Annotated in this window: 23 protein-coding genes; 10 read left to right on the top strand and 13 right to left on the bottom strand. The window is 66.1% G+C overall.

The features are described from left to right. Positions 1-84: 84 nt before the first annotated feature. Positions 85-969, top strand: coding sequence for a LysR family transcriptional regulator (locus QH168_RS18115; RefSeq protein ID WP_280235875.1), 885 nt, complete (start codon positions 85-87; stop codon positions 967-969). A gap of 122 nt (positions 970-1091) precedes the next feature. Then, on the top strand, positions 1092-1637 hold the full coding sequence (locus QH168_RS18110) for a dihydrofolate reductase family protein (protein ID WP_280235874.1): 546 nt from the start codon (positions 1092-1094) through the stop codon (positions 1635-1637). Positions 1638-1713: 76 nt separating this feature from the next. On the opposite strand, the gene QH168_RS18105 is transcribed toward QH168_RS18110, so the two are convergent. From QH168_RS18105 to QH168_RS18085, 5 genes are all read right to left on the bottom strand, one after another. Continuing rightward, positions 1714-2256, bottom strand: a complete 543-nt coding sequence (locus tag QH168_RS18105) for a hypothetical protein (protein ID WP_280235873.1) — start codon at positions 2254-2256, stop codon at positions 1714-1716. A gap of 98 nt (positions 2257-2354) precedes the next feature. Next, positions 2355-3839, bottom strand: a complete 1485-nt coding sequence (locus QH168_RS18100; RefSeq protein WP_280235872.1) for a S8 family serine peptidase — start codon at positions 3837-3839, stop codon at positions 2355-2357. Between the two features lie 48 nt (positions 3840-3887). Continuing rightward, the gene (locus QH168_RS18095) at positions 3888-4559 is read right to left on the bottom strand and encodes an HdeD family acid-resistance protein (protein ID WP_280235871.1); all 672 of its coding nucleotides are present in this window, start codon (positions 4557-4559) and stop codon (positions 3888-3890) included. Positions 4560-4629: 70 nt separating this feature from the next. After that, positions 4630-5382 (bottom strand): DUF6875 domain-containing protein, encoded by a 753-nt coding sequence (locus QH168_RS18090; RefSeq protein WP_280235870.1) that lies wholly within the window; start codon positions 5380-5382, stop codon positions 4630-4632. Next, positions 5372-6649 (bottom strand): MFS transporter, encoded by a 1278-nt coding sequence (locus tag QH168_RS18085; RefSeq protein ID WP_280235869.1) that lies wholly within the window; start codon positions 6647-6649, stop codon positions 5372-5374. Before QH168_RS18085 ends, QH168_RS18090 begins: the two co-directional genes overlap by 11 nt. A gap of 597 nt (positions 6650-7246) precedes the next feature. On the opposite strand from QH168_RS18085, the gene QH168_RS18080 reads away from it, so the two are divergent. Beyond that, entirely contained in the window at positions 7247-7684 is a 438-nt protein-coding gene (locus tag QH168_RS18080) for a DUF3237 domain-containing protein (RefSeq protein WP_348537598.1), read from the top strand. A gap of 116 nt (positions 7685-7800) precedes the next feature. Next, positions 7801-8370, top strand: coding sequence for a TetR family transcriptional regulator C-terminal domain-containing protein (locus tag QH168_RS18075; protein ID WP_280235867.1), 570 nt, complete (start codon positions 7801-7803; stop codon positions 8368-8370). 74 nt (positions 8371-8444) lie between these two features. Here QH168_RS18075 and QH168_RS18070 read toward each other — a convergent pair whose 3' ends face one another. Both QH168_RS18070 and QH168_RS18065 read right to left on the bottom strand, forming a co-directional pair. Beyond that, positions 8445-9410, bottom strand: a complete 966-nt coding sequence (locus QH168_RS18070; RefSeq protein ID WP_280235866.1) for a hypothetical protein — start codon at positions 9408-9410, stop codon at positions 8445-8447. A gap of 614 nt (positions 9411-10024) precedes the next feature. Continuing rightward, positions 10025-10615 (bottom strand): TetR/AcrR family transcriptional regulator, encoded by a 591-nt coding sequence (locus QH168_RS18065; RefSeq protein WP_280235865.1) that lies wholly within the window; start codon positions 10613-10615, stop codon positions 10025-10027. 74 nt (positions 10616-10689) lie between these two features. On the opposite strand from QH168_RS18065, the gene QH168_RS18060 reads away from it, so the two are divergent. Next, positions 10690-12186, top strand: coding sequence for a serine hydrolase domain-containing protein (locus QH168_RS18060; RefSeq protein WP_280235864.1), 1497 nt, complete (start codon positions 10690-10692; stop codon positions 12184-12186). A gap of 99 nt (positions 12187-12285) precedes the next feature. Here QH168_RS18060 and QH168_RS18055 read toward each other — a convergent pair whose 3' ends face one another. Genes QH168_RS18055 through QH168_RS18040 form a run of 4 tightly spaced genes read right to left on the bottom strand, consistent with a single transcriptional unit; the run spans position 12286 to position 15095 of the window. Next, positions 12286-13509, bottom strand: a complete 1224-nt coding sequence (locus tag QH168_RS18055; protein WP_280235863.1) for an NAD(P)/FAD-dependent oxidoreductase — start codon at positions 13507-13509, stop codon at positions 12286-12288. Continuing rightward, on the bottom strand, positions 13506-13691 hold the full coding sequence (locus tag QH168_RS18050) for a rubredoxin (protein ID WP_280235862.1): 186 nt from the start codon (positions 13689-13691) through the stop codon (positions 13506-13508). The genes QH168_RS18055 and QH168_RS18050 overlap by 4 nt, the downstream gene beginning before the upstream one ends. Position 13692: 1 nt before the next feature. After that, positions 13693-13872 (bottom strand): rubredoxin, encoded by a 180-nt coding sequence (locus QH168_RS18045; protein WP_280235861.1) that lies wholly within the window; start codon positions 13870-13872, stop codon positions 13693-13695. Next, positions 13872-15095, bottom strand: a complete 1224-nt coding sequence (locus QH168_RS18040; RefSeq protein ID WP_280235860.1) for an alkane 1-monooxygenase — start codon at positions 15093-15095, stop codon at positions 13872-13874. Before QH168_RS18040 ends, QH168_RS18045 begins: the two co-directional genes overlap by 1 nt. Before the next feature lie 151 nt (positions 15096-15246). On the opposite strand from QH168_RS18040, the gene QH168_RS18035 reads away from it, so the two are divergent. The 4 genes from QH168_RS18035 to QH168_RS18020 all read left to right on the top strand — a co-directional run bounded on the left by QH168_RS18035 (position 15247) and on the right by QH168_RS18020 (position 18902). Continuing rightward, complete coding sequence (locus tag QH168_RS18035) at positions 15247-15858, top strand: TetR family transcriptional regulator (RefSeq protein ID WP_280235859.1); 612 nt, start codon at positions 15247-15249, stop codon at positions 15856-15858. 78 nt (positions 15859-15936) lie between these two features. After that, entirely contained in the window at positions 15937-17157 is a 1221-nt protein-coding gene (locus tag QH168_RS18030) for a site-specific integrase (protein ID WP_280235858.1), read from the top strand. 103 nt (positions 17158-17260) lie between these two features. Further along, positions 17261-17830 (top strand): TetR/AcrR family transcriptional regulator, encoded by a 570-nt coding sequence (locus QH168_RS18025; RefSeq protein WP_280235856.1) that lies wholly within the window; start codon positions 17261-17263, stop codon positions 17828-17830. After that, entirely contained in the window at positions 17817-18902 is a 1086-nt protein-coding gene (locus tag QH168_RS18020; protein WP_280235855.1) for a hypothetical protein, read from the top strand. The genes QH168_RS18025 and QH168_RS18020 overlap by 14 nt, the downstream gene beginning before the upstream one ends. Positions 18903-18921: 19 nt before the next feature. Here the strand turns inward: QH168_RS18020 and QH168_RS18015 are convergent, their stop codons facing one another. Beyond that, a complete protein-coding gene (locus QH168_RS18015; protein WP_280236091.1) occupies positions 18922-19863 on the bottom strand; it encodes an RNA polymerase sigma-70 factor in 942 nt (313 codons plus the stop codon). A gap of 50 nt (positions 19864-19913) precedes the next feature. After that, the gene (locus tag QH168_RS18010) at positions 19914-21104 is read right to left on the bottom strand and encodes an NAD(P)/FAD-dependent oxidoreductase (protein ID WP_280235853.1); all 1191 of its coding nucleotides are present in this window, start codon (positions 21102-21104) and stop codon (positions 19914-19916) included. 626 nt (positions 21105-21730) lie between these two features. Here QH168_RS18010 and QH168_RS18005 point away from each other — a divergent pair. Then, the gene (locus QH168_RS18005; RefSeq protein ID WP_280235852.1) at positions 21731-23053 is read left to right on the top strand and encodes a family 1 glycosylhydrolase; all 1323 of its coding nucleotides are present in this window, start codon (positions 21731-21733) and stop codon (positions 23051-23053) included. Positions 23054-23062: the final 9 nt, after the last annotated feature.

The raw sequence follows: 23062 nt of genomic DNA, 5'->3' as shown, positions 1-23062 counted from the left end.
GTCAACGAGACGAGCCGTCTCGTTCCCGGATTGGAGGGCGTTCATGACCCGCGCGGTCGCCCGTGTCACGAACTGAGGACAGGCATGCTGGAACGTCTCGAGCTGGAGGCATTTCTCACCCTCGCCGAGGAGTTGCACTTCGGCAGGACCGCGGGCCGGCTCCTGGTGACGACGGGTCGAATCAGCCAGACCATCCAGAAATTGGAGCGCCGTATCGGGGCGCCGTTGTTCGAACGCAACAGCCGCATGGTGCGGCTCACACCGCTCGGCAAGCAGCTGTGCGACGAATTGCGGCCGGCCTACGACCAGATCACCACCAGCGTTATCGCGGCAAGCAAGGGCCGTTGCGTCGACCGGGGTCTCACGGTGGGGTTTTCCTCGCCGTGGTGCGGGAATCTGGTTGTGCGCGCGGCGGGAGCCTTCCGGAATCGGTACCCGGACATCGTTGTCGATGTCGAGGAGATCCAGCTGGCCGACCCACTGAGCCGCATGCGTTCGACCGCAGTGGATCTACAGCTCACCGAATTCCCGATCGCCGAGCCCGATATCTGCACCGGTTCGATCATGTTCTCCGAACCGCGTGGACTGGTGACGCCCGATACGCATCCGTTCGCGGTGCGGGAATCGGTAGCGATGGAGGATCTGGCCGACACGACCCTGGTCACCATCGCCGACGAACTCGTTCCGCGATATTGGATGGACGCCCACTTTCCGCGGCGAACACCTTCGGGACGGCCGATACCGCAAGGTCCCGCGACGAAATTCTGGGCCGAGGTACTGGTTCACGTCAGTCAGGGCATCGGCGTCAGTACCGTCGCGCTGCGGGCCGAGCACTTCCAGGCCCGGCCACACATGGTCTTCGTGCCCGTCCACGATGCTCCCCCGATCGACTACGGCCTCATGTGGCCGACCACGGGCACAAGCCCGCTGGTGGAACCGTTCCTGGAGGTGATCACCGCACTGCGGTGACAGACCGACGCGCGATCAGCGGTGAGTGTGGCTCAACGATGCGTTGCCGAAACACCGCTTGTCGGAAGCCTTTCGGGTGGCGATGCTGAGATGAACATCCCGCCAGACCCGGAAGGTCGTCAATGCGCAAGATCATCGAATCCACTTTCGTCACAACCGACGGAGTTGTCGGCAACCCACACGAGTGGGGCGGACCGTACTGGGATGCCGAGCACAGCGAATACGCCTCCCAGCTCCTGTTCGCCTCGGATGCGCTGTTGCTCGGTCGGGAAACCTATACGGGATTCGCGCAGGTCTGGCCGACTCGCCCCGCCGACGATCCGTATGCGGCTCGGATCAACACCATGCCCAAATATGTCGCATCCCGCACCCTCACACAGCAGGACGCGACGTGGAATGCCACCGTCCTGCACGGGGATATCGTCGATGCGGTACGCACCCTCAAGGCCGGGGACGGTGGTGCCATTCTCAAATTCGGCACCGGGCCGCTATCTCATACGCTGCTGGAAGCCCAACTGGTCGACGAATACCACTTCTGGATCTTCCCGGCCATCGCCGGCGCGGGTGAACGGCTCTTCGACGGCTATGCCGACCTCACCCATCTCGAATTGCTCGGCACGACCACCTTCACATCCGGCATCGTCGTACATCGACTCGCCCCGCGCTGATCACCGGCCGGCCAGGGCTACCGGCGCGCGTCGTCTCGTTACCGAGGAAGTGAACGGCCGAGGTCATCTTCCGCCCCTACCAGACCAGGGTCAGATGTGGGATGCGTACTCGGCCGAAGAATCGTTTGTCGATATCGCTGCCGTCGCGGTTGTAGCCGTTCATGATCTCGGCCAGTTCGGCGGCGAGGGCGTGGAGGGCGGGGCTGATGACGTCGATGCCGTCGTCGTGCACCCATCCCCAGTCGTGCGGGATGTTGTCGATGGTGATGTCGATGCAGCTGTGGTGGGGTGTGTCGACGGTGTAGGTGATCTGGGGTGGGGCGTCGCCGATGGGGTCACGCAGGGCGGGCTCGCCTGGACGGGTGGCGCCGGGGGCGAAGGTGGTGCGGGCCAGGGTGATGTCGGCGCGGATCATATCGGCGATGCGGTCGATATCGGCGTGGCGGCCGACGCGATGGTGACGGTTGCCGTAGGTGCGGTCACCGACCGGTTCGTTTCCGGCTCTGGCCAGGATCCGGTCGAGCATGCGTTGAGCGGTGGCGCGTTCTCCGTCGCCGGTGTTGGGGTGCTCGATGAGCGCGCGCAGGCGGGAGATCCGCACGGTTGCACTGGTCGCCATCGTCGCAGGGTAACCGAACAGCCGTGATCACGGGCGTAGCGCTCTTCCCGATGGCGAGTTCGCGCGACACACCGGATACACGGCTGCCGGTGGTCGGGTCAGGAACCCGCCGCACCCTCCCCGAGCAACGCCCGCACATCGGGCAGGGCCCCGATGCGCTGACTCGCCGGACGTCCCGGCGCCTCGGTCTGCGGTGTGCCGGTGGCGCGCAGCCGGTCTCGGATCAGCGCGGGTGTCGCGCGTCCGGTTCCGGCGGCGAGGATCCCCTGATAGCAGGCGATCGCGCCGACGACGATCGGTGAGGCGCTGGAGGTGCCGCTGAAGGTGTCGGAATACCAGAGGTCTTCCTCGGCGCCGCCTTGTAGATCGCCGTACCCGGTGGTGGTGACCTCCCGACCCCAGCCTTGGGCGTCGAGGCGGGAACCGTAGTTCGAGAAGTCCAACCGCGAACGCGCCGGACCGTGCTCGCGGCCGTGCGTACCCGGTGGTGGGGCGCCCGCGCCGACGACGATCGCCCCGGAATCGACGTCGCCGCCGCGGAACGGGTTCCGCCACGACGACGGGAATTCGGCCGGTTTCGTATCGTAGAGCGCCGCGTCGAGGTCTTCACCGCCGTTGCCCGCCGCCTCCACCACCACGACGCCGCGGCCGAGGGCGTAGCGGATGGCGGCCCAGTCGTCGGGCCACCATTCGATCGCGATGTAGCCGCGCTGATCGGGGCGCCCGGTGTAGTTGTGGCGCGGTCCGGGGCGATGCAACTCGATCAGCAGGATGTCCCCCGCGCCGAGTGCGTCGGCCGCGGCACGGATCGCGGCCGCCGACCCGCCGCCACCGAACACCGACACCGCGCGAATCCCGGCCTCCGGGGCGATACCGGTGATACCGAATCCGTTGACGTCGCCGCTGATCTGTCCTGCGACTGCGGTGCCGTGATTGCGCCACCCCAGATCCGGTGACGGACTACCGCCGATCACCCCACCCTGATTGTCGAGCAGATCCTCATGGGTGAACCGCCACGCACCCTCGACGTCGATGACACGCACCCCCGCGCCGCGCCCACCGGGCCGTGTCCACGCCCACTGCGCGTTCACCCCGTCCGGGGCAGCCCCCAGATACCCCTGCCTGGACCCGAAATCGGGTGTCACCGCGGGCGGCTCGGTGAGGGCGCGGGCAGCGACATCGGCGACGGCCGGGCCCAGCGGCGGCGCGAGCGGCGGTTCGGCGGGTGGTTTCACGTAGGCGGCCGCGACGGCGTCGTCGGCGCGCAGCCGGTCGGCTTCGGCTTCCAGATCGGTGTCGACACCGCGGACGGTGAAATAGTTCAGCAGTCCGGCGCCACGCGGTTCCTGCGCGGTGCCCGCCAGGCGATGTTCCAGGCGCCGCGCGGGCCCGAACACCCGGGTCAGCGCCGCGTTGGGGAGCAACTCCCCTAGCCGTGATTCGACCGAGACGTTCTCACGCAGCGCGGCGGTATCGATGGCGGTGTCGGCGCCGTGGGTGACGACGACGAGTTCGGGCGGGGTGCGTGGGGGTCGGAAACCGGTCGGCCCGAGCGAGTTACGACGCTGATCTGGTGATCCCATGTGGCAAGTCAACCCGCTGCGCGGCCGCCCCGCTACCGGATCGGCGAATCAGTGACCGATGGCGTGCCCGCTGCCGGGCGGCATGACGATCGTGGTGTCGGAGGTCGGCCGCTGCGGCGCGGGGTGCGGCGCCGGTCGTGGTGGTGCGGGCTCCACCGGCGGCGGCGCCTCGACGGGAGCCTTACGGGCGGTGAGGATCTCGGCGATACCGAGAGCGATCATGCAGCAACCGGCGGTGGCGGCGAGGATGTCGACCGAATCGAACGGAACGATCGCGACGACGATACCGGCGGTCAACGTGCACAGGCCGATGACCTCCTGCACACCGCGCCCCGGCGTCTCGTCCTCGTCCCAGACCGCGGCGATGGCGTGCACGACACCGCGCACCGCCCACCCCACGCCGAGCCACATCGCCACCAGCAGCACCCAGTTCCCGCTGCGGAACGCCAGCACCCCGAGTACCGCCGACACCGCGCCGCCGAGGAACATCAGCAGCCTCGGGAAACGCCCGAGCCGCGACCCGAACGCGACCGTCAGTTGCAGCGCCGCACCCGACAGCAGATACAGGCCGATCAGCGTCGCGACCGTCTCCACCGTCTTACCGGGCCACATCATCACCGCGACCCCCAGCAGCACCGAGCAGACACCGGCCGCCAGGACCGTCTGCCGCACACCGCGACCCAACACCGACACCGGACCCGAATCCTCGTAGGTGGGCATAGCGACATGATATGGCCGACACACATCGTTTGCCGAACAATTGCCACAATCGCCCGGTCAGGGCGCTGTTCTAGTCCAATCGCTGGTTGATCTCGTGGATGCGGAGTTCGGCGATCGCCTCGGTCAGGTCGCCGTGCACCTGGAGCCGTTCGGCGATGGCGCGCCGCAATCGGCCCGGAAGCTCCGGGGCGTACTGCGACAGATAGGCGTACAGCCAGTCCGGGCTGCTGGCCAGGAACGGGAAATCCGATTTCATCATCTTCCGGACCACCAGCATCGGCATGGGCGAGTCCAACGGGAAGAAGTCCTTGTTCCACAACCCGGTTTGCTGGCATCCCGGATAGAACTCGCCGAGCATGAGTCCCCGCTGGACGAACTGCGGTTTGCGGGCCGACTGCACCGTATCGATCAGGCGGCAGTCGGCCAGATCCGGGAAGATCGTCACCACCGTGTGTAGCGGTGCGTTGTTGTCGGTGTCGATGAGATCGGTGTAGATGTCCATGGCGTCATCGACCATGTCCTGCATGGCCTCCACCGTCGGATCGATATCGCCGGAGACGAAGGCGGTCCAGATGGTGTGTCCCTTGACGGCCTGTTTCACGAAGGGGCACACCGCGCCGGTGCGGCCGAGATTCTGGTGCGGGCGGATCAGATAGTCCTCGATCCACGAGACCAGACCGGGGACCTCGGGAAAACGGCGGGCACACTCGTCGACGTCGTCGTACAGGCTCACCCAGTCCACGCCGGATCGCGTCCCGATACGGGTCCGCGCATTCATCGTGGCCGTCGGGGAGATGTAACTTGCGACCGAGTTATTCGACATGGTTACTCCGCATCTTGATTCCCGATACTGTCGCCGCCACTCCGGCGAACAGCGAAAAAAGTACGATGGCGACCCAGAAAATCGATGGACTGTGCAGAACTCCGAAGGCCCCGATACCAGGCCCGGTGGCGAATCCGATCGATTGTGCGGCCGACAGATGGCTCTGGAAGCGAGTGTTCTCGGATCCGGATGAAATAGTCGCCACGGATGCGTTCACCAACGGGACGAAAACAGCTTCACCGATGGAGAAGATGACGAATCCGATGATGCAGACGGACCAGTCGGTCCCGATACCACACAGGGCGAGTCCGGCGCCGTTGATGAACACCCCGAGCCCGAAGGCATGATTCCATCGCATTTTGGCCACCAGGAAACTCAATGGCAGTTCCAGAAAGATGATGACGGCCGGGTTGATCAGGAACAATATGGTGTAGAGCCGGTCACCTTGATCCAGCCTCTGAACCGACAGCGGAATACTGCTCAGACTGGTGGCATGAATGAGCATCGCGATGCCGAAGACGACGACGATCGCCCAGAGTCGCGCCCGACGGTAGGCGTCGTATGAACGGTCCGGCCCGGACGATGGGGTCGACGCACCGCCACGCCGCCTCCCGGTGGACTCCATCGCGGCGGCTATTCGCGCCCGTTGACGCGACAGCATGACCGCCGTCGCCAGTGAGCCCATGGACGACAGCACGAAGATCGGCCCGAAGTTGTGTGCGCCGACGATGCCGGTGACGGCCGGAACGACCATCGTTCCGACGTTGAAGAAGATGCGGTAGAACGCGAACGCCGTCAGTGTGCTGCCCGCATACGTCGACTCCGTCACCACGGTCGCGGCGGGCCCGATGAACGATTGCGTCACCGCCACGCTCAGCGAGGCGATGACGATGGTGGCCGTGGGTTGCGTCGACACGAACGCGAGTGACAACAGCAGCGGCGCATTGAGGACAGAACCGGCGATCATCACGGTCAACGGCCCGAAACGCACCGCGGACCAGCCACCGGCCACCGAGCCGAGGACACCGGAAACTCCGACCGCCAGCAGCGCCAGCGATATCGCCGACGCGCTCAGTTCCATCGATTTATAGAAGACTGCCGAAAAGAGTGCCAGAAACCCGGTGGTCCGGTTGAGGAATGCAGCGATGGAGGCGAACCACACTTCGGCGGGAATGGATTTCGAACCCACCGAGTCATCGACGACCGTGACGGCTACCGGTTCCGCGGCATTTCTCTCCTCGAAACCAACGTGGCCTGGGCTCGCCATATGAGTTACCGATCTATCTCAACTCGATCAGAGGGAGCTGACGAGAATAGCCGTTAATCAACGAAAGAAGAAAAGAAGAATGGGAACGGACAAACGTTGTCGACGTTCACGCAGCATCGAACGCGGATGAACCGCGATACCGAGAAGGTAGATGCTCGGTGGGTGATGAATTCCCGATCGGTGTCGAACTACTCCTCATCTGACATTACGTTACGTGCTGTAACAAGGCAGACAGTATCGACAGGTCGTATGCCTGTCAATCGGAACAGAATTCTCATCCACGGGAATATTCTTCGGGCGGGCAGGCGGCCCGGTCTGGTAAGTGACGGTTTCGGTCATCGGCGCGGAAACCATTGGCCGACGGGCTGATTGGGTCAGCAGCGAACGAACCGCTATCCGCATCGAGCCGCCTGCGCCTCCCGCTCGACGATGCGCTGGGCGGTTGTACCGGTGATGCATTGGGCCACTGCGCGATAGGCCACCTCGACCTTCCCGTCGGAACCTGCGGCAGAGCGCATGCGATCGCTGCCTCTATCCACTCACCCTTGATGTGTACATACGGTCCTCGAGACACTCGAGACCACCGAGCTTTTCGACCTGGTGGTGGACCTGAACGCCCCATTGAACTTCGGCGACAACGGCCCTTCGGGACGTCGTGTGCTCTACGGTGCAGCGGGCGGATCGTTCGCGGGCCCGCGGCTGCGTGGTGACGTGGTCGCAGGCGGCGGGGACTGGGCGTTGTTCCGTCCCGATGGCACGATGCTGCTCGATGTCCGCCTGACCTTGCGCACCGAGGACGGCGAGCTGCTGTCGATGACCTATCAGGGTCGCTGGGTGATCCCTGCCGATGTACGCGCCGAGATGGCCGACTCGACCGCTCGACACCTGATCGACCCGGCGCGGTACTACTTCCGCACGAACCCACTGTTCGAAACCGGATCCACCCGCTACGCCTGGCTCAACGATGTCGTCGCGGTCGGGACCGGATACCTGGTGGACGGTGGCGTCGCCTACCGTGTCGAGCAAGTCCTGTGACGGGCACACCGAGCACGCCGAAGCCTGCCGATCACCCCGAATCCCGAGAGGTCACCGTGTCCACGACCAGGCATCACCACGATCCGAACAGTGATCGGCGTCGCCAGCGGGGGGGGGTGCGGTCACGGCAGATCATCACCCGGCGTGCGGTCGATATCGCGTCGCTGGAAGGCCTCGGCCGGCTCAGTTTCGGGCGCCTCGCCGATGACCTCGACATCAGCAAAGCGGGAATCCAGACACTGTTCCGCACCAAGCAGAATCTGCAACTGAGCACGGTGGAAACCGCCCGTGAGGTCTTCATCGACGCGGTCATCCGCCCAGCACAGCAAGCGCCAGAAGGCGTCGCCCGGCTGCACGCCCTCCTCGAACACTGGATCGCCTACGCCGCGCAACCACTATTTCTCGGCGGCTGCTTCTGGAACGCCAATCTCCCGGAGTTCGACAGCCACCCCGGACCGATCCGCGATGCACTGGTGCACCATCGTCGCGTCTGGCTCGACACGTTGGCCGGACAACTCGAACACGCGGCCGCCGAACACCCGCTTCCAGCAACCCCCATCGACCTGACCGTCTTCCAACTCGACGCCGCCCTCAACGCCACCAACACAGCACTGCGGCTCGGCGAATCCGACAGCGTCGAGAAACTACGCCGCGTGATCGAGGTCCTTGTACCACCCCGCGGGTGATCGACATAGCTGGATCGACCTCGGTGTCTTGACGGCAACGTCCTGTACCGAGTGACACATCTTTACCGGCACCGCTATTCCGGTGGTCGAGCGCCGGTGCCGATCAGTGCGTCGAGTTGGCGTTCGGCGCGTTCGGCACGTGCCAGGGTCTGGGCGCGGGCGTCGTCGAGGGCGGCGAGGCGTTGGGCGGTGTCGGCGGTGGCCTTGTCGATGGCCGCGGCGGCTTCAGCGCGGGCGGTGGTGAGGTCGGCGGCCGCGGTGCGGCGGGTATCGGCGAGTTCGCCACGTAGCCGGTCGAGTTCGGTGCGGCTGTGGTCGAGGTCGGTGCGCACGCGATGCAGTTCCGAGCGGGTGTCCTGGATGGCTTCCGCGCGTTCGGCGGCGGTGCGTTCGGCGCGTTCGATGGAACGTTCGGCGTCGGCGGCGCGTTGGACGGCGAGGTCGCGTTCGGCGGCGGCCGCGGTCACCTGTTGGGTTGTGGTGCGGCGGATCTGTTCGATCTCGGCGGCGCCGGCACTGCGCACACGGGCGATCTCTTCTCTGGTCTGTTCGCGCAGACGCTCGATCTCGGCGGCGGTTTCCTGACGGATGGCGCGGATATCGGCGTCGGCGGCGCTGCGGGCGGCGAAGACGTCATCGGCGGCTCGGGTGGTCACCGATTCGACTTCGCGCAGCGCGTCATCACGTGCGACCGCCGCCTCGGCGGCCTTGGTTTCGGCGTCGGCGATGCGCGCCTCCGCCGCTTCCGCGGCCGCGATGGCGTCTTCGGCGGCATCTTCTGCGCGCTTGCGCCGGTCCTCGGCGTCGCGGCGAGCGTGTTCGGCATCCGCGGCGGCCACTTCGGCGTCGGCGATGCGGCGGGCGGCGTCGGCCTGGATCTGTTGGATCTGCGCCTCGGCCACTGAGGGATCGGCCAGCGTCGCGAGTTCGGCCACGGCCGCGTCGACCGTCGCACTCAACTGCTGGGCCAGGCCACGGAACTGTTCGAGCAGCTCATCGGCGCGCACGCGCGCGGCCACCGCCGGACCCGGCCGCGTCACAGTGACGGAATCCCCCGGTGCGGTCGACTCCTGTTGTCGCCGTTGACGTTCCCGCCACGCCCGCCACCGCGTGTGCTCGGGAAGATCGCAGTATTCCGACGGCCTGCCCGGCCCGCCGCCCTTGACTACTGGTCGGGCACAGCCCGGGTAGTTGCATACGTTCGCCACCCGAGAATCGTAGCGTTTGTTTCGTTGGTTGTGACGTAATGACACGAAACGAAACCTGGTGAGACTCTAGAAGAACCCCTACTTTCTGACCGCCGATAAGTGAACATTATCGGAGGTCAGAAAATAGAGTCAGCGAACTCGACCGCACCCCGCAGCGCATGCGCTGATCACCGAAACGAACCGCTCGAGGCGGGAGCGAAAACTGTGGTCGGTGGTACGCCCGTACTAGTACTGAGTGCCCCCACACCAACCGGAACTACGGGTGCCGATGCGGCACACCGGATCTACGCCTACATGTCGAGAACCCCGGCCCCCCGAGTCGGCAGTCCACTCTGTGACCATCGGCGGCGCGGTGAGCATGGCTGGTTCGACGCACATGGCACGACAGTTCTGTGTGCGACACCCAAGTCGTCAAGAGTTGCACGCCGAGAACCTCGGAGGCTCGTTCAGTCCTCGAAGCGTCGGCAACGGCCGGTGAAGACGATCGAGATCACCGGCAGCAGTACGGCATCGATCAACTGCCCGGCGTCGACGCGTGATTCGATCGACAGCGCGTCGGCCAGGCCGCGTGTGGCGGCGGTGATCATCGCGGCGGCGGCCGAGCTGTCGACGTCGGTGCGCACTTCGCCGCATTCCTTACCGTTGTCGATTGCGGTCGCGATCCGGTCGTGCAGTTCGCGATGGGCGGCCCGCGCGGCCTCGGCCAGGTCGGGATCGTTCAGCGACAGGTTCCACAGGCTGCGTTCGACGCGGTATTCCACGATCCGTTCCGCATCCAGCGGCAGCAGCTCAGCCAAAGCTGCGCGCAGCATCGTCGAGATCGGTTGCCCGGCCGCTTCGCCCTCGCGGATGTGCGTGGCGACCCGGTCGGCGCTGCGGCGCAGGCAATCGTCGTAGGAAAAGCGCAGCAGCTCATCCTTGTTGGTGAAGTAGTGCTGAATCAGCCCGACCGATATGCCTGCTTCGCTCGCCACTTTGCTGAACGTGACCCGATGCAGCCCCTCCGCCGCCAGCAAGCGTTGGAAGGCGCGCGTCATCACCGCGCGTCGTTGATCGTGGTCGGCGACTCTGGGCATGGACAACAATATACTCATATGGTTACCGTTCCAATATGTTCATATTGGAACGGTGGTTGCTGCTGCTGCTGCTGCCGGTGCTGGCACTGGTGGGGTGCGCGCCGGTCCCGCCTCCGGCCGCTGACGGTGCACACGGGTGGGACACGTTCGTACGGGAACGGATGGCCGCGAACCGAATCCCCGGAGCCGCCTATGCGGTGGTCGACCGGACGGGAATCCGGCACAGCGCCACCTTCGGTGTCGACGGCGCGGGCGACGACGTCACCGCGGCGACACCATTTCTGTGGGGGTCGGTGGCCAAACCGGTGACCGCCCGTCTGATCGCATCGATGGTCGAGACCGGCGAGCTACACCTCGACGCACCCGTCGTGACATACCTGCCTTCGCTGCGCACGACCGATCGCGCACGCTCGGATCGAATCACTGTGCGGCAGTTGCTGAACCACACCAGCGGCTTGCCGACCTCGACGCGGCACACCGACCGCACCGACCCGAACCGCAGACCGGGTGATGTGCTCGCCGAACTCCCCGACGAAGCATTGGCCGGTGAACCCGGTGCCGTACACCGCTACTCGAGTACGAACTATCTGTTGCTCGCCGCCGTTGTCGAAGCGGTCACCGGCCGCCCGTTCGTCGACGTGCTGACCGAGCGTGTTCTCGACCCGATCGGTATGGACACCACCGTGGCGACTGTCGAGCAGGCCAATGCGTCTCTGCCCGCCGGGCACCGGTACGTCTTCGGCCGACCGATATCGTTCGATGTGCTATTCGACCCCGCCGGTGCGGGCTACGGCTACCTCGGCGGCACGCTCACCGACCTCGCCGCCTTCGCACGCGCGAGCCTCGGTGACGATATCGACCTCGACGCCGCGATCCCGACCGGCGCCGGCAAGAGCTACGGCCTCGGCTGGCGCAGCTGGACCGTCGACGGCACCGATATCCCGATGGTGTGGCACGGCGGAGCCGCACCCGGATATTCCGCCCAGGTCATCTTGTTGCCGGAGCAGGCGATCGTCTTCACCGCGAACGCCTACGGCCCTTTTCAGGAATCCGCGCTCCTCGAGATCGGATTCGGTCTCGCCGAACGGGCGCTCGGGCTCTCGCCGTCGGAACCCGTTGTCGATCACACCTATCGGACGATCCTCGCAGCGCTCGTCGCGGTGACAATGGTGGGCCTAGGTGCCGTGGTCCGTGCCATCCGGTTGTTGCTTCGTCCGATCGCATCGTCACGGTGGGCCATCGCGGCGAACCTCGTCGTGTGGCTGCTCGTTCTCGGTGCGATCCTGATCGGTTTCGGTCTGGTACTGCCCGCGCGCGCGGAAATCGAGCTGTCGCAGCTGTTCCTGTGGGCGCCGGACGTCGCGGCTCTGGTGTTCGTGATCCTCGGGCTCGTGGCGCTGCTGCTGCCCCTGCGGATCGCGATCGCCGCGCGCCGGTACAGCGCAGGCGGCGCCGTGCCGTCAGGATGGGCCGGTCGGCAGCGGTTGGAGCGAGTTCTTCCGGCTGACGGTCCGGGCAGCGCAGAACGCTGAACCCGATAGCACGGGCGTGGCGTTCTCGACGGCCGGAAAGCCTCTACGACCGCAGCAGCTTCCGCACCTCGAGCCACTCCTGGACGAGCAGGCATCCACTCACACCGACCGGACATACGCGCTCTCACGTGCCGCCGATTCCAGCGGACCCTGCACGCAGGCCTCGGCGTCCAGGTACGTACCGCGCGCGATCAACCCGCGCGCGGTACGGATATCGGCCGGGCATCCGATACCGGCCGCACCGACGAGGCGGCCCGCCCGCAATGCCAGCACCACAGGCTTGTCACTTCCCGCACCACGCACCACCAGCTCGTCGCCGACGCCGATGCGGCCCGCGAATTGCAGATTCACCCCGTACTGGGTGGACCAGCCCCACGGCACCTCTGCAACCGTGGGCGCCGCGCCGAGCATCGACCGCGCCGCCGCAGCGCCCTGGGACTGGGCGCTGTTCCAATGTTCGCTGCGCTCGAACGCGTCGAGTTCGGGGGTGTAGCGGTCGGCGACGTCACCGGCGGCGTAGATGCCGGGCACCGAGGTCCGGTAATGCTCGTCCACCCGGATCCCGTCGCCCACCTGCACGCCCGCCGCTTCCGCCAGCGACGTCTCCGGCACCGAACCGATCGCCACCAGCACCGTCGACGCACTCCAGGTGCGTCCGTCGCTCGCCGTGGCCCTCACCCCGCCGTCATGGTCCGTGAGACCGTCCAGGGACACATCGTTGTGGATCTCGACGCCGTGGCCCGCATGGATCCGCTGCATATGCGCACCGAGCACCGCGGGCACCACACGCTCCAACGGCGTCGACGCCGCATGCACCACCGTCACCGCCGCACCGAGACCCCGTGCGGTGGCGGCGACCTCACAGCCGATCAGCCCGGCACCGACCACCAGCAATGACCCACCGTCGAACACCAGCGCCCGCAGCATCTGCGCATCCGCGATCGACCGCACCGTCCGCGCCGACGGATGCTGACCGGGCAGCGTGCGCGCCCGCGCCCCCGTCGCCAGGAGCAGGCTGTCATAGCTGAGCACACCGCCATCGCCGCACCGCACCCGCATCTGCTCGGGTTCGATACCGTCCACCCAGCTCCCGGTCCGCATCTCGACCTCGGCCGCACGCCACGATTCGGCGGATTCGATCAGCAACCGCGCCTCGGCGGCGGTACCGGCGAGCACCTCCTTCGACACCGCGGGCCGCCGGTACGGCAGCATCGGCTCACCACCGAGCACGACGATCTGCCCGGTGTAGCCCTCCGTGCGCAGAGTGCGCGCGGCGCTCGCCCCCGCGACGCCCGCACCGACGATGACGATGCGGCCCCTCACGCCCGACTCACCTCGACCATCTCGAAATCGGCCTTGGCCGCACCGCAATCCGGGCACGACCAGTCCTCGGGGATCTCGTCCCAGCGGGTGCCGGCGACGATACCGTCCTCGGGCCAACCCAACGCCTCGTCGTATTCGAAACCGCACTGCACACAACGGAACAGCTTGTAATCGGTGCTCATCTCATACTCCTGTGATCGTGGAAACGGGCTCGAAATCGGGCTTCTCGCGCACCCCGCAGTCGGGGCAGCACCAGTCGTCGGGGATCGCCGACCACGCCGTACCGGCGGGGAAACCCTCGCGAGGCGCACCGGTCGATTCGTCGTAGCGGTAATCGCACACCGGGCAGCTGTAGACGGCCATCACGCCACCCCGTACCGGGCCAGCACCCGATCCCGCTGACCGGGCTGGATGTTCACACGGCTGATATCGCCGCCGTAATGGGCAAGGACGCGATGATCCATCACCTTGCGCCACAGCGGCGGGAAGTAGGCGAGGCCGATCATGCTGGCGTAACCGCTGGGCAGATTCGGCGCGCCGTCCATACTGCGCAAGGTCTGATAGCGGCGGGTCGGGTTCGCGTGATGGTCACTGTGGCGCTGCAAGTGGTACAGGAAGATATTGGTGACGATGTGATCGGAGTTCCAGCTGTGCTCGGGCGTGCACCGCTCGTACCGGCCCGTCGCCGTCCGCTGCCGCAGCAGGCCGTAATGCTCCAGATAGTTCACCGTCTCCAGCAACGAGAACCCGTACACGGCCTGAATCACCAGGAACGGCAACACAGCCGGGCCGAAGACCGCGACCAGCCCACCCCACAGCACCACCGTCATCAGCCACGCGTTGAGCACATCGTTGCGCAGCGTCCACGGGCCCTTGTCCATCCGCCGCAACCGGGTCCGCTCCAGCTCCCACGCCGAGCGCAGGCTCCCCCACACACTGCGCGGCAGGAACGTCCAGAACGATTCGGCGAAACGGGAGCTGGCCGGATCCTCCGGCGTCGCCACCCGCACATGATGGCCGCGATTGTGCTCGATGTAGAAGTGGCCGTAGCCGGTCTGGGCGAGAGTGATCTTCGACAGCCAGCGCTCCAGCTCGTCCTTCTTGTGTCCGAGTTCGTGCGCGGTATTGATGCCGACACCGCCCATCACGCCGATGCTCAATGCCACGCCGATCTTCGACCACAGACCGAGCCCGCCCTCGATACCGAGCCACGACAGATCCGTCGCGGTCCACAGGTAGGCGGCGAACACCAGGCTGGCCAGCTGGAATGGAATATAGGCGTACACGCAGTAGCGGTAGTAGCGATCGTTGTCGAGGTACTCCATCACCTCATCGGGAGGGTTCTGTCCGTCCGGGCCGAAGAACCGGTCCAGGATCGGTAGCAGCACATACAGCAGCAGCGGCCCGATCCACCACCACACCGGAGCCACCTGCTGCCAGCCCAGCTGGTTGAACGCCCACACCAACGCCGCCGCCAGCCCCAGCGCGGTCGGCGGGATCAGGCCGAACAGCCACAGATAACGCTTGCGATCACGCCACTGGGGTGTCGCCGCATCGGCCCGCTCCCCCATCCGAGACGTCGTCATCGTCGTTCTCCTTGCTTCGTGAGCGATCAGCCCGCACCACAGACCGGACCAGCCGCTGTTTACACTTTCAGGTGATGTGTATTCATTAGAAACACTTTGCTCTGAATTGTCAACGATGGAACGTTACCGACGATCATGTACGATGGCTCTCGTGGCTGAAGCGCCGAACTTTCACACCGAGATGCGCCAGGTACTACGCGCCCGCGTCATCGACACCGCACGCAACCTGGTCTGCACCGAAGGTTGGGGCGCGGTGAACATGTCCCGCGTCGCCAAAGAAGTCGGCGTCAGCCGACCGGTGCTCTACAAGGAGATCGGCACCAAACAAGACCTCGCCGACGTCGTCATCGCCAACGAACTCGACACCTTCCTCACCGGCATCTCCGAGGCCATCGCCACCCGACCCGACGATGTTGTCGACGGCCTCGCCGCCGCCGTCGAATACACCCTGCACGCCGGCGCCGACAACAGCCTCCTCAAAGCCGTCCTCGCCGGACGCTCCAGCGCCGACACCAGCCTGCTCCCGGTCCTGATGACCGAACCCGAACCCGTCCTCGGCCGCGCCACCACCGCCCTCACCGCCGTACTGCGCAACCGATACGGCCTCCACGACATCACCGACGGCGACCTGCACACCATGGTGGAAGCCATCGTCCGGCTCGCCCTGAGCCACCTGTTCCAACCCACCGGCCCCGTCGACCGCGCCGTCGCCCAGATCACCCTCGTCGCCCGCAGCATCTTCACCCCGAGCGTCACCGCCTGACACCCCACCGACGCCACCGCCCACCGGATACATTCGACACATCGCCGCGCCCAGATCCGCTCCACCGAACGGGGATTGATGTCCGAGCACCATGCCTCCGCACAGGCTGCCGCCCTCGCCATCCCCGACCCCGTACGCGCCGAACTGGAACGCGGGGTGCGCAGCGTCCTCGTGGACACCGCCGCCCTGCGACGCGTCCGCGAACGATTCGCCGACGATCAAGCCGCAGCCCTCGGCCGCTATCTCGAAGCCTCACAATCGGCCAACACCGTGCGCGCCTACCGCAGCGACTGGATCGCCTGGACCGCGTGGTGCGGTGCCGAAACCCGACAGGCGCTACCGGCGGACGCCCTCGACGTGGCCGTCTACCTCGCCGCGGCCGCCGACGCGCGACGCGATAACGGCGACTACGCGTATCGCCCCGCCACCCTCGAACGCAAAGCCGCCGCCATCGCCGCCGTACACGCCGCCAACGGCCTACCCTCCCCCACCCGCAGCGACGTCGTCCGACTCACCCTGCGCGGCATCCGCCGCGTCCGCCGCACCCGACCCACCCGTAAACGGCCCGTCCTACTGCACACCCTCGAACAGCTCCTCGCCGAACTACCCGAACCGGGCTGGCCCACCGAACCCGCACGACGCCGCGACACCCTGGCGCTGCTCATCGGATTCGCCGGAGCCTTGCGCCGCAGCGAACTCGCCGGACTGCGCGTGCGAGACGTGCACGTCGACCAGGACCACACCACCGGCGAGCCGGTTCTGCTGATCCAACTGCCCACCACCAAAACCGATCCCACCGGCATCACCGAACAACGCGTCGTACTGCCGCGCGGCAGCCGCCCGCACACCTGCCCGGTCTGCGCGTTCGCCGACTGGATCGCACTGCTCGCCCTGCACACCACCGAGCCGCACCGCCTACGCGAACAGCTCACCGCCACACCGACACCCACCCCGCACATCCACCGCTGCCACGGCTTCACCGGCATCCCGATCACCCTCGGCGCCGACCAACCCCTCTTCCCCACCGTCACCCGGCACGGCGGCATCGGCGCCGACCCCATCTCCGGCCGCGGCGTCGCCGAACTCGTCAAACGCTACGCCGCCCGCGCCGGTCTCGACCCAGCCCTGTTCTCCGGCCACTCCCTACGCGCCGGCTTCGCCACCCAAGCCGCCCTCGGCGGCGCCGCCGACCGCGAGATCATGCGCCAAGGCCGCTGGTCCAACCCTCGCACCGTGCACCGATACATCCGCACCGCAAACCCCTTGGACGACAACGCCGTCACCAAACTCGGGTTGTAGTCGCCTCCGAGTCCACATTCCTGATGCATCGATTAAAATCCTGTTTATGCAATCAGCAGGTGCGGGGCCGAGCTTCATCGAGTTGGCGCGGCGGCGCCAGCTCGTGGACGCCGCGATCGAGACGATCGCGGACGTGGGGCTTGCCAAGGCGTCGAACGCCGCGATAGCGGCGCGCGCGCAGGTGAGTCCGGCACTGATCAACTACCACTTCGGTTCCCGGCAGGGACTGATCGATCAGATGCGCACGACGATCCAGCAGCGAGTCGACGAGGCGATGCAGCCCGTCGACGAGGACGACAGCTACGTCTCAGCGCTGGAAGGAATGCTGCGGCGATTCGCCACGTACTGCCTCGACAACCTACCGGCGATGCTCGTGCTGACCCAGTTCACGCGCCACGACCAGGCAGGTGGGCAGACCGAGGACGCCGAGCGGATCAAGGGCTTGGGGGAACTGCGCTCGTTCATCGCCGAAGCACAACGCTGTGGTCAGTTCCGACCAGTGGACGCCCGGCTCGTCGCCTCGGTGCTGATGAATGCGATGACGGACCTGCCACGGGAAATCCGCGATCGGGGCGGCACCGACCGGGCGGTGTTCGAACGAGACTGGCCCTTGCTGTTCGTCAACGGCATCGCCGTAGCAGAAGAAGAGGGAGACGATCGTGGTGACGGGTAGTGGCCGCTTCGCCGAGGCGAGTGCGGGCCTGCGCGTTCACCTCCGGCCCTCATCCACGACAGTGGGGACGGCGTTGCCGGTCTTGGTATTGTTGGTGCTCTCACCGCTGATCGGCGAAATCGTGGGGGCGGCATTTCGATTCAGTTATCTCGCCCAGCCGCTGCGGGCCGTTGCGATCGTCTGCTTCTACGGCGCGGGCGTGCTGCTGGTGCGGGAGGTAGTGCAACGCCGGGGCCTCAACGGGTGGGGACTGTTGTTGCTCGCCGTCGCCTTCGCCGTACTCGAGGAAGGGCTCGGGCTACAGACGATCTTCAATCCGCAAGGCATGGACGGCGAAACCGTCTACGGGCGGGCCTTCGAGGTGAACTGGCTGTGGGCGGTCGTGGTCACCGGATACCACGCGGTGTGGAGCATCGTCATACCGATCGTGTTGACGCACCTGATCTTTCCCGCCCAGCGACACACCGCCTGGCTGTCGCGTTCGACGCTGACCGTCTTCGCCGGCGTTTTCGCCGCCGGGTTCGCCGTGTTCGTGTTCATCTCGCTCGTTCGATCCGACTTCCGCCTGTCCGCCGCGCAGATCATCGGCGGTGTCGTAGCGGTGATCATCCTGGTGTTGTCGGCCGGCAGGTGCCGGCGACCATGGGCCACCACGTCGACGAAACGGTGCCCCGGGCCCGCGACCGTCGGCTGGGTCGGATTCGGTGCGGGACTGGCGTGGCTGATGCTGTATCTGGTCGCCTTCATCGGCACCCCGGCACCGTTCATGGTGTGGACACTCGCCGCACTGGTATTTGCCGCCGCCCTCGCCGCGATGCTGCGCCGGTGGGTGGTGCGACCGGACTGGAGTCGACGGCATCAACTCAACAGCTGTCTCGGCGCCGTGCTGGCCTTGTGGCTGTTCGGTCTCTTCCTCGTCGCCAACGGTGGACGGACCGACGACGTCGTGTTCCACGTCGTCGTTCTCGCCGCCGTGATAGTCGGCTACCTGTGGCTTCGCAGAGCACTCGGCAGCCTCGCAGCCGATTCCGATCCGCGCAACAATGCTGGCGCCCGATTCCGATCCGAGTAAGACAGCGAGTTCGAGTGATTCACCGCAGCGTGAGCGGGTTCATGGAAGAGATATGGGTGAGCTTCTGCGGGTTTCGCACGTAGTAGAGGCCCGTGATGCGAGTGTCCTCCACATGCGGCACGATCACACCGTCGAGTTCACCGTCCATGTACAGCGATAGCGCCGGACCTGCGTTGACCACCGTCGGCTCGACGGTCAGCTGCACATCGTGCCTGGTGAGACCACCGACCATGAACCGCGCCACCTTGTCGGCGCCGACCACCGGACGCGGCGAAGCCTTCTTGATGCCGCCGCCGTCGCTGATCGCCACGACATCGGGGGCGAGCACATCGAGCAGGCCCTGGAGATCACGGGTTTCGAGTGCCCGCTGAAACGCATCCAGCGCCGCCCGGGTCTGCCGCGCGGTGACCGTGCGGCGTGGACGGCGGGCCTCCACATGACGGCGCGCACGATGCGCGATCTGATGCACCGCCGCGGGCGATTTGTCCACTGCGGCCGCGATCTCGTCATACCCGAAGCCGAACGCCTCCCGCAGCACGAACACCGCACGCTCGGTGGGGCTCAACGTTTCCAGCACCAGCATCAGCGCCATCGAAACGCTCTCGGACAGTTCGACATCGGCGGCCGCATCCGGGGCGGTGAGCAACGGCTCCGGCAACCATGAACCCACATACGCCTCCCGGCGGCGCTTCATCGACCGCAACCGGTTCAACGCCTGACGGGTCGTGATCCGCACAAGATAGGCACGCTGCTCACTCACCTGCGACTGATCGACCTGCACCCAGCGCAACCAGGTCTCCTGCAACACATCCTCGGCATCGGCCGCCGAACCGAGCATCTCGTAGGCCACGGTGAACAGCAGATTCCGGTGCGCGACAAATGCCTCCGTCGCCGCGAGAGTGTCGTCCTCGCCGCCCGTGCCTTCACCGCTCCATTCACGAGATTCGCCGCTGGTGACCATGGTGTCCTCACTCTCCATCGCGCCGACCTCTTCAGCAGCAACAACCGGCGCTATCCCACCGATTCCGCCGCGTTCTCACGCTGGTCCCGCAGCAGCGTCGGCCGATGCTTGCCATCCTTCGGCCAATGATGCGAGCCCGGCCTACGCGCCTCATCGACCAGATGCTTCACACTGGCAGCGCAGGAGAACTCCTTGAGCTTCTTGCCAACGACACCGCTGAAGTAGAGCGGCATCGCGGTGTCGTCCTTACGACCGAGCTGGAAGATCCCGGCATCGCGGCCGAAGCTGATGCACATCGCGGGGAACGCCAGATCGATCGGCTCCGGCGCGGTACCGGCGATCCGGTGCAGCAGGGTGTCGGCGGCATGCGCACCAAGGCAGCCCGCGCCATAGGCACTCATCCGGAACGGTAGATCCGACGGAGCCGAGCAATCACCCGCGGCGACGATGCGATCGTCATCGATGCTGGTCAACGTTTCATCGGTACGCAGCCGCCCGGCGGCATCGGTGGACAGACCACTCACGGCCGCCAGCCCCGGCACACCGAAACCCGCGGCCCAAACGGTGACCGCACTGGCCAAGGTGCGGCCGTCAGCGAGTTCCACCGCATCCGCACGCACCGCGGCAACCGACGCATCCGCACCTTCCAGCACCTGCACACCCAACCCGGCCAGATACTTGCGAGCCGTGCGCCGAGCGCGGTGATGCAGATAAGGACCGACGACACCACCAGCGACCAGCGTCACCGAACGCCCCTGCCCGGCCAGCTCGGCAGCGGCTTCGATGCCCGTCGGACCACCGCCGACCACTACCACCCGTGCCGAGCGCGGCGTATCGAGCAGTACCGACCGCAACCGCAGCGCGGCTTCGAAAGTCGCGAGCGGATACGCGAACTCGGCCGCCCCCGGCACCTCGACATCACCGCTCACACTGCCCACCGCGTAGATCAGATAGTCATAGTCGAGAGCGCCGTCCGCAGACAGCAGCACCCGGCGCCCGGCCACATCGATCCGGGTCACGCTGTCGGTCACCAACCGCACACCCTCGGCCAGCACATCGCTGTAGGCGACGACCGCCTCGTGCGTACCGCCCACCAACTGATGCAGCCGCAGCCGCGGCACGAACACCGAACGCGGATTCACCACCGTCACCGCGACATCGCCACACTGGGTCATCCGATTCGCCGCCATCACACCGGCGTATCCGCCGCCGACCACAACCACTTCGATCTTCTTGCTCATGATGTCTCCTCCGCTCTGTGGGACTCGTGCACAAGACACCGCTGAAACACCGCAGCTGACATGATGTGACCTAGATCACTATCACGAGGTTCGATGCGGTCGCCTACACAGCGCGATCTCGCCAGCGCCCCGCCGCCACCAAGCACCCGGCCGCACCACGAGCGACGTCGCACGACAAACCATCGACCAGGCCGAATGAGTCGAGGCGACCAGGTCGACCGCGAACGTCGTAGCCGCGCTCGCGATTCCCCCTCCCCTTCTGTGCTGGTTTGTTGGCACGTCGATGGCGAGGTCGGGGATCTAGGGGCTAACATGCGTAGATGCGCATATCTACGTATCGGCACGTTTTTCTAGAGGGAACTGATGCAGACCTGGGTCCTCACGAGCCACCCCGATGTGCTGTTGTCTCACCCATTGCCCGAGCCGAACTCCCCCACAACTCAAAGAGGCCCCGTTGCGGCCCCGACTCCCCTACCCCAGCGAGAAAGTTCGGCAACGGACTCGTCACTTCCCCACCGCGCGCAACCTATCGGTCATTAGGCTGGCCGCGTGGTGCCGCCCCGACTCGACATGCGATGTGCGGGGCGGATCCATGAGCACCCGTCATCGTGAGGAGCTGGAGTTCGATGCGACAACCGAACCGCCGCCACATTCTCGCCGGTGTGGCCGGGCTGACCGCTACCGCGCTGCTCGGCGTACCCGCCGGAGCCAGACCACCGGCACCGGAGACGGTGGCACCGTTCGGTGACGATTTCCTCTGGGGCGTGGCGGCATCCGGATTCCAGTCCGAAGGCAACGCACCCGACAGCAACTGGATGCGATATATAGCCGCCGGTAAGACCGACGACCCGTACCTGAACTCGATCGACTTCTACAACCGCTTCCGTTCCGATATCGGGCTTGCCGCGCAGCTCGGAGTGCGGGTGTACCGGATCGGCATCGAATGGGCGCGGCTGCAACCGCGGCCGGAGGAATGGGATCCGGCGGGATTCCAGTTCTACGACAATGTCATCGCGGCCATCACGGCCGCCGGGATGCGGCCGATGCTCACCCTGGACCACTGGGTGTATCCGGGCTGGGAGGTCGAGCGTGGCGGCTGGCGCAATCCCGCGATGGTGACCGATTGGCTGGCCAATGCCCGCAGGGTCGTCGACCGCTACGTCGTGCATGATCCGCTGTGGATCACCTTCAACGAGCCCGCGATGTATGTACTGAACGAACTCCGGCACGGCGGTATCGGCATCGGTGACGTACCGGTGATGCAGGACCGTATCGCGCAGGCGCACAATGCGATCTACGACCACATTCACCGCGCCCATCCGCGGGCCATGGTCTCGAGCAATGTCGCCTACATCCCGACCGCCGAGGACGTGGTCAACAAGCCGCTCATCGACCGCATCGGCGCAAAACTCGACTACATCGGCATCGATTACTACTACGGCTTCTCCCCCGAGTCCCTGCTGGGTGGTCTACCGAATATCGAGCAGTTGTGGACGATGCCGTTGCAGGCCGAAGGCATCTACTACGCATTGCAGCATTACGCGCGCCAGTTCCCCGGCCGCCCGCTCTACATCGTGGAGAACGGCATGCCCACCGAGAACGGGCACCCGCGGGCAGATGGTTACACCCGCGCCGATCTACTGCGCGACACCGTGTATTGGCTGCAACGCGCGAAGGCCGACGGTATGAATCTGATCGGATACAACTACTGGAGCCTCACCGACAACTACGAATGGGGTTCCTACACCCCGAGGTTCGGGCTCTACACCGTCGATGTGCTCACCGACCCCACCCTGACACGCCGCCCCACCGACGCCGTCCCCGCCTACACCGAGATCACTCGTGCGGGCGGGGTCCCCCCCGGTTACCGACCCACCCGCCGCCCCGCCAGTTGTTCGTTCGTGGATGCCGTGGCCAGCTGTGTCGACCCCGTCACGGTTCCGCGCTGAGGGACTGCG

This window comes from Nocardia cyriacigeorgica, assembly GCF_029868385.1.
Lineage (GTDB): Bacteria > Actinomycetota > Actinomycetes > Mycobacteriales > Mycobacteriaceae > Nocardia > Nocardia cyriacigeorgica_F.
The sequence above is the reverse complement of the archived record's forward strand: the minus strand, read 5'-3'. Positions and strand labels throughout refer to the sequence as shown.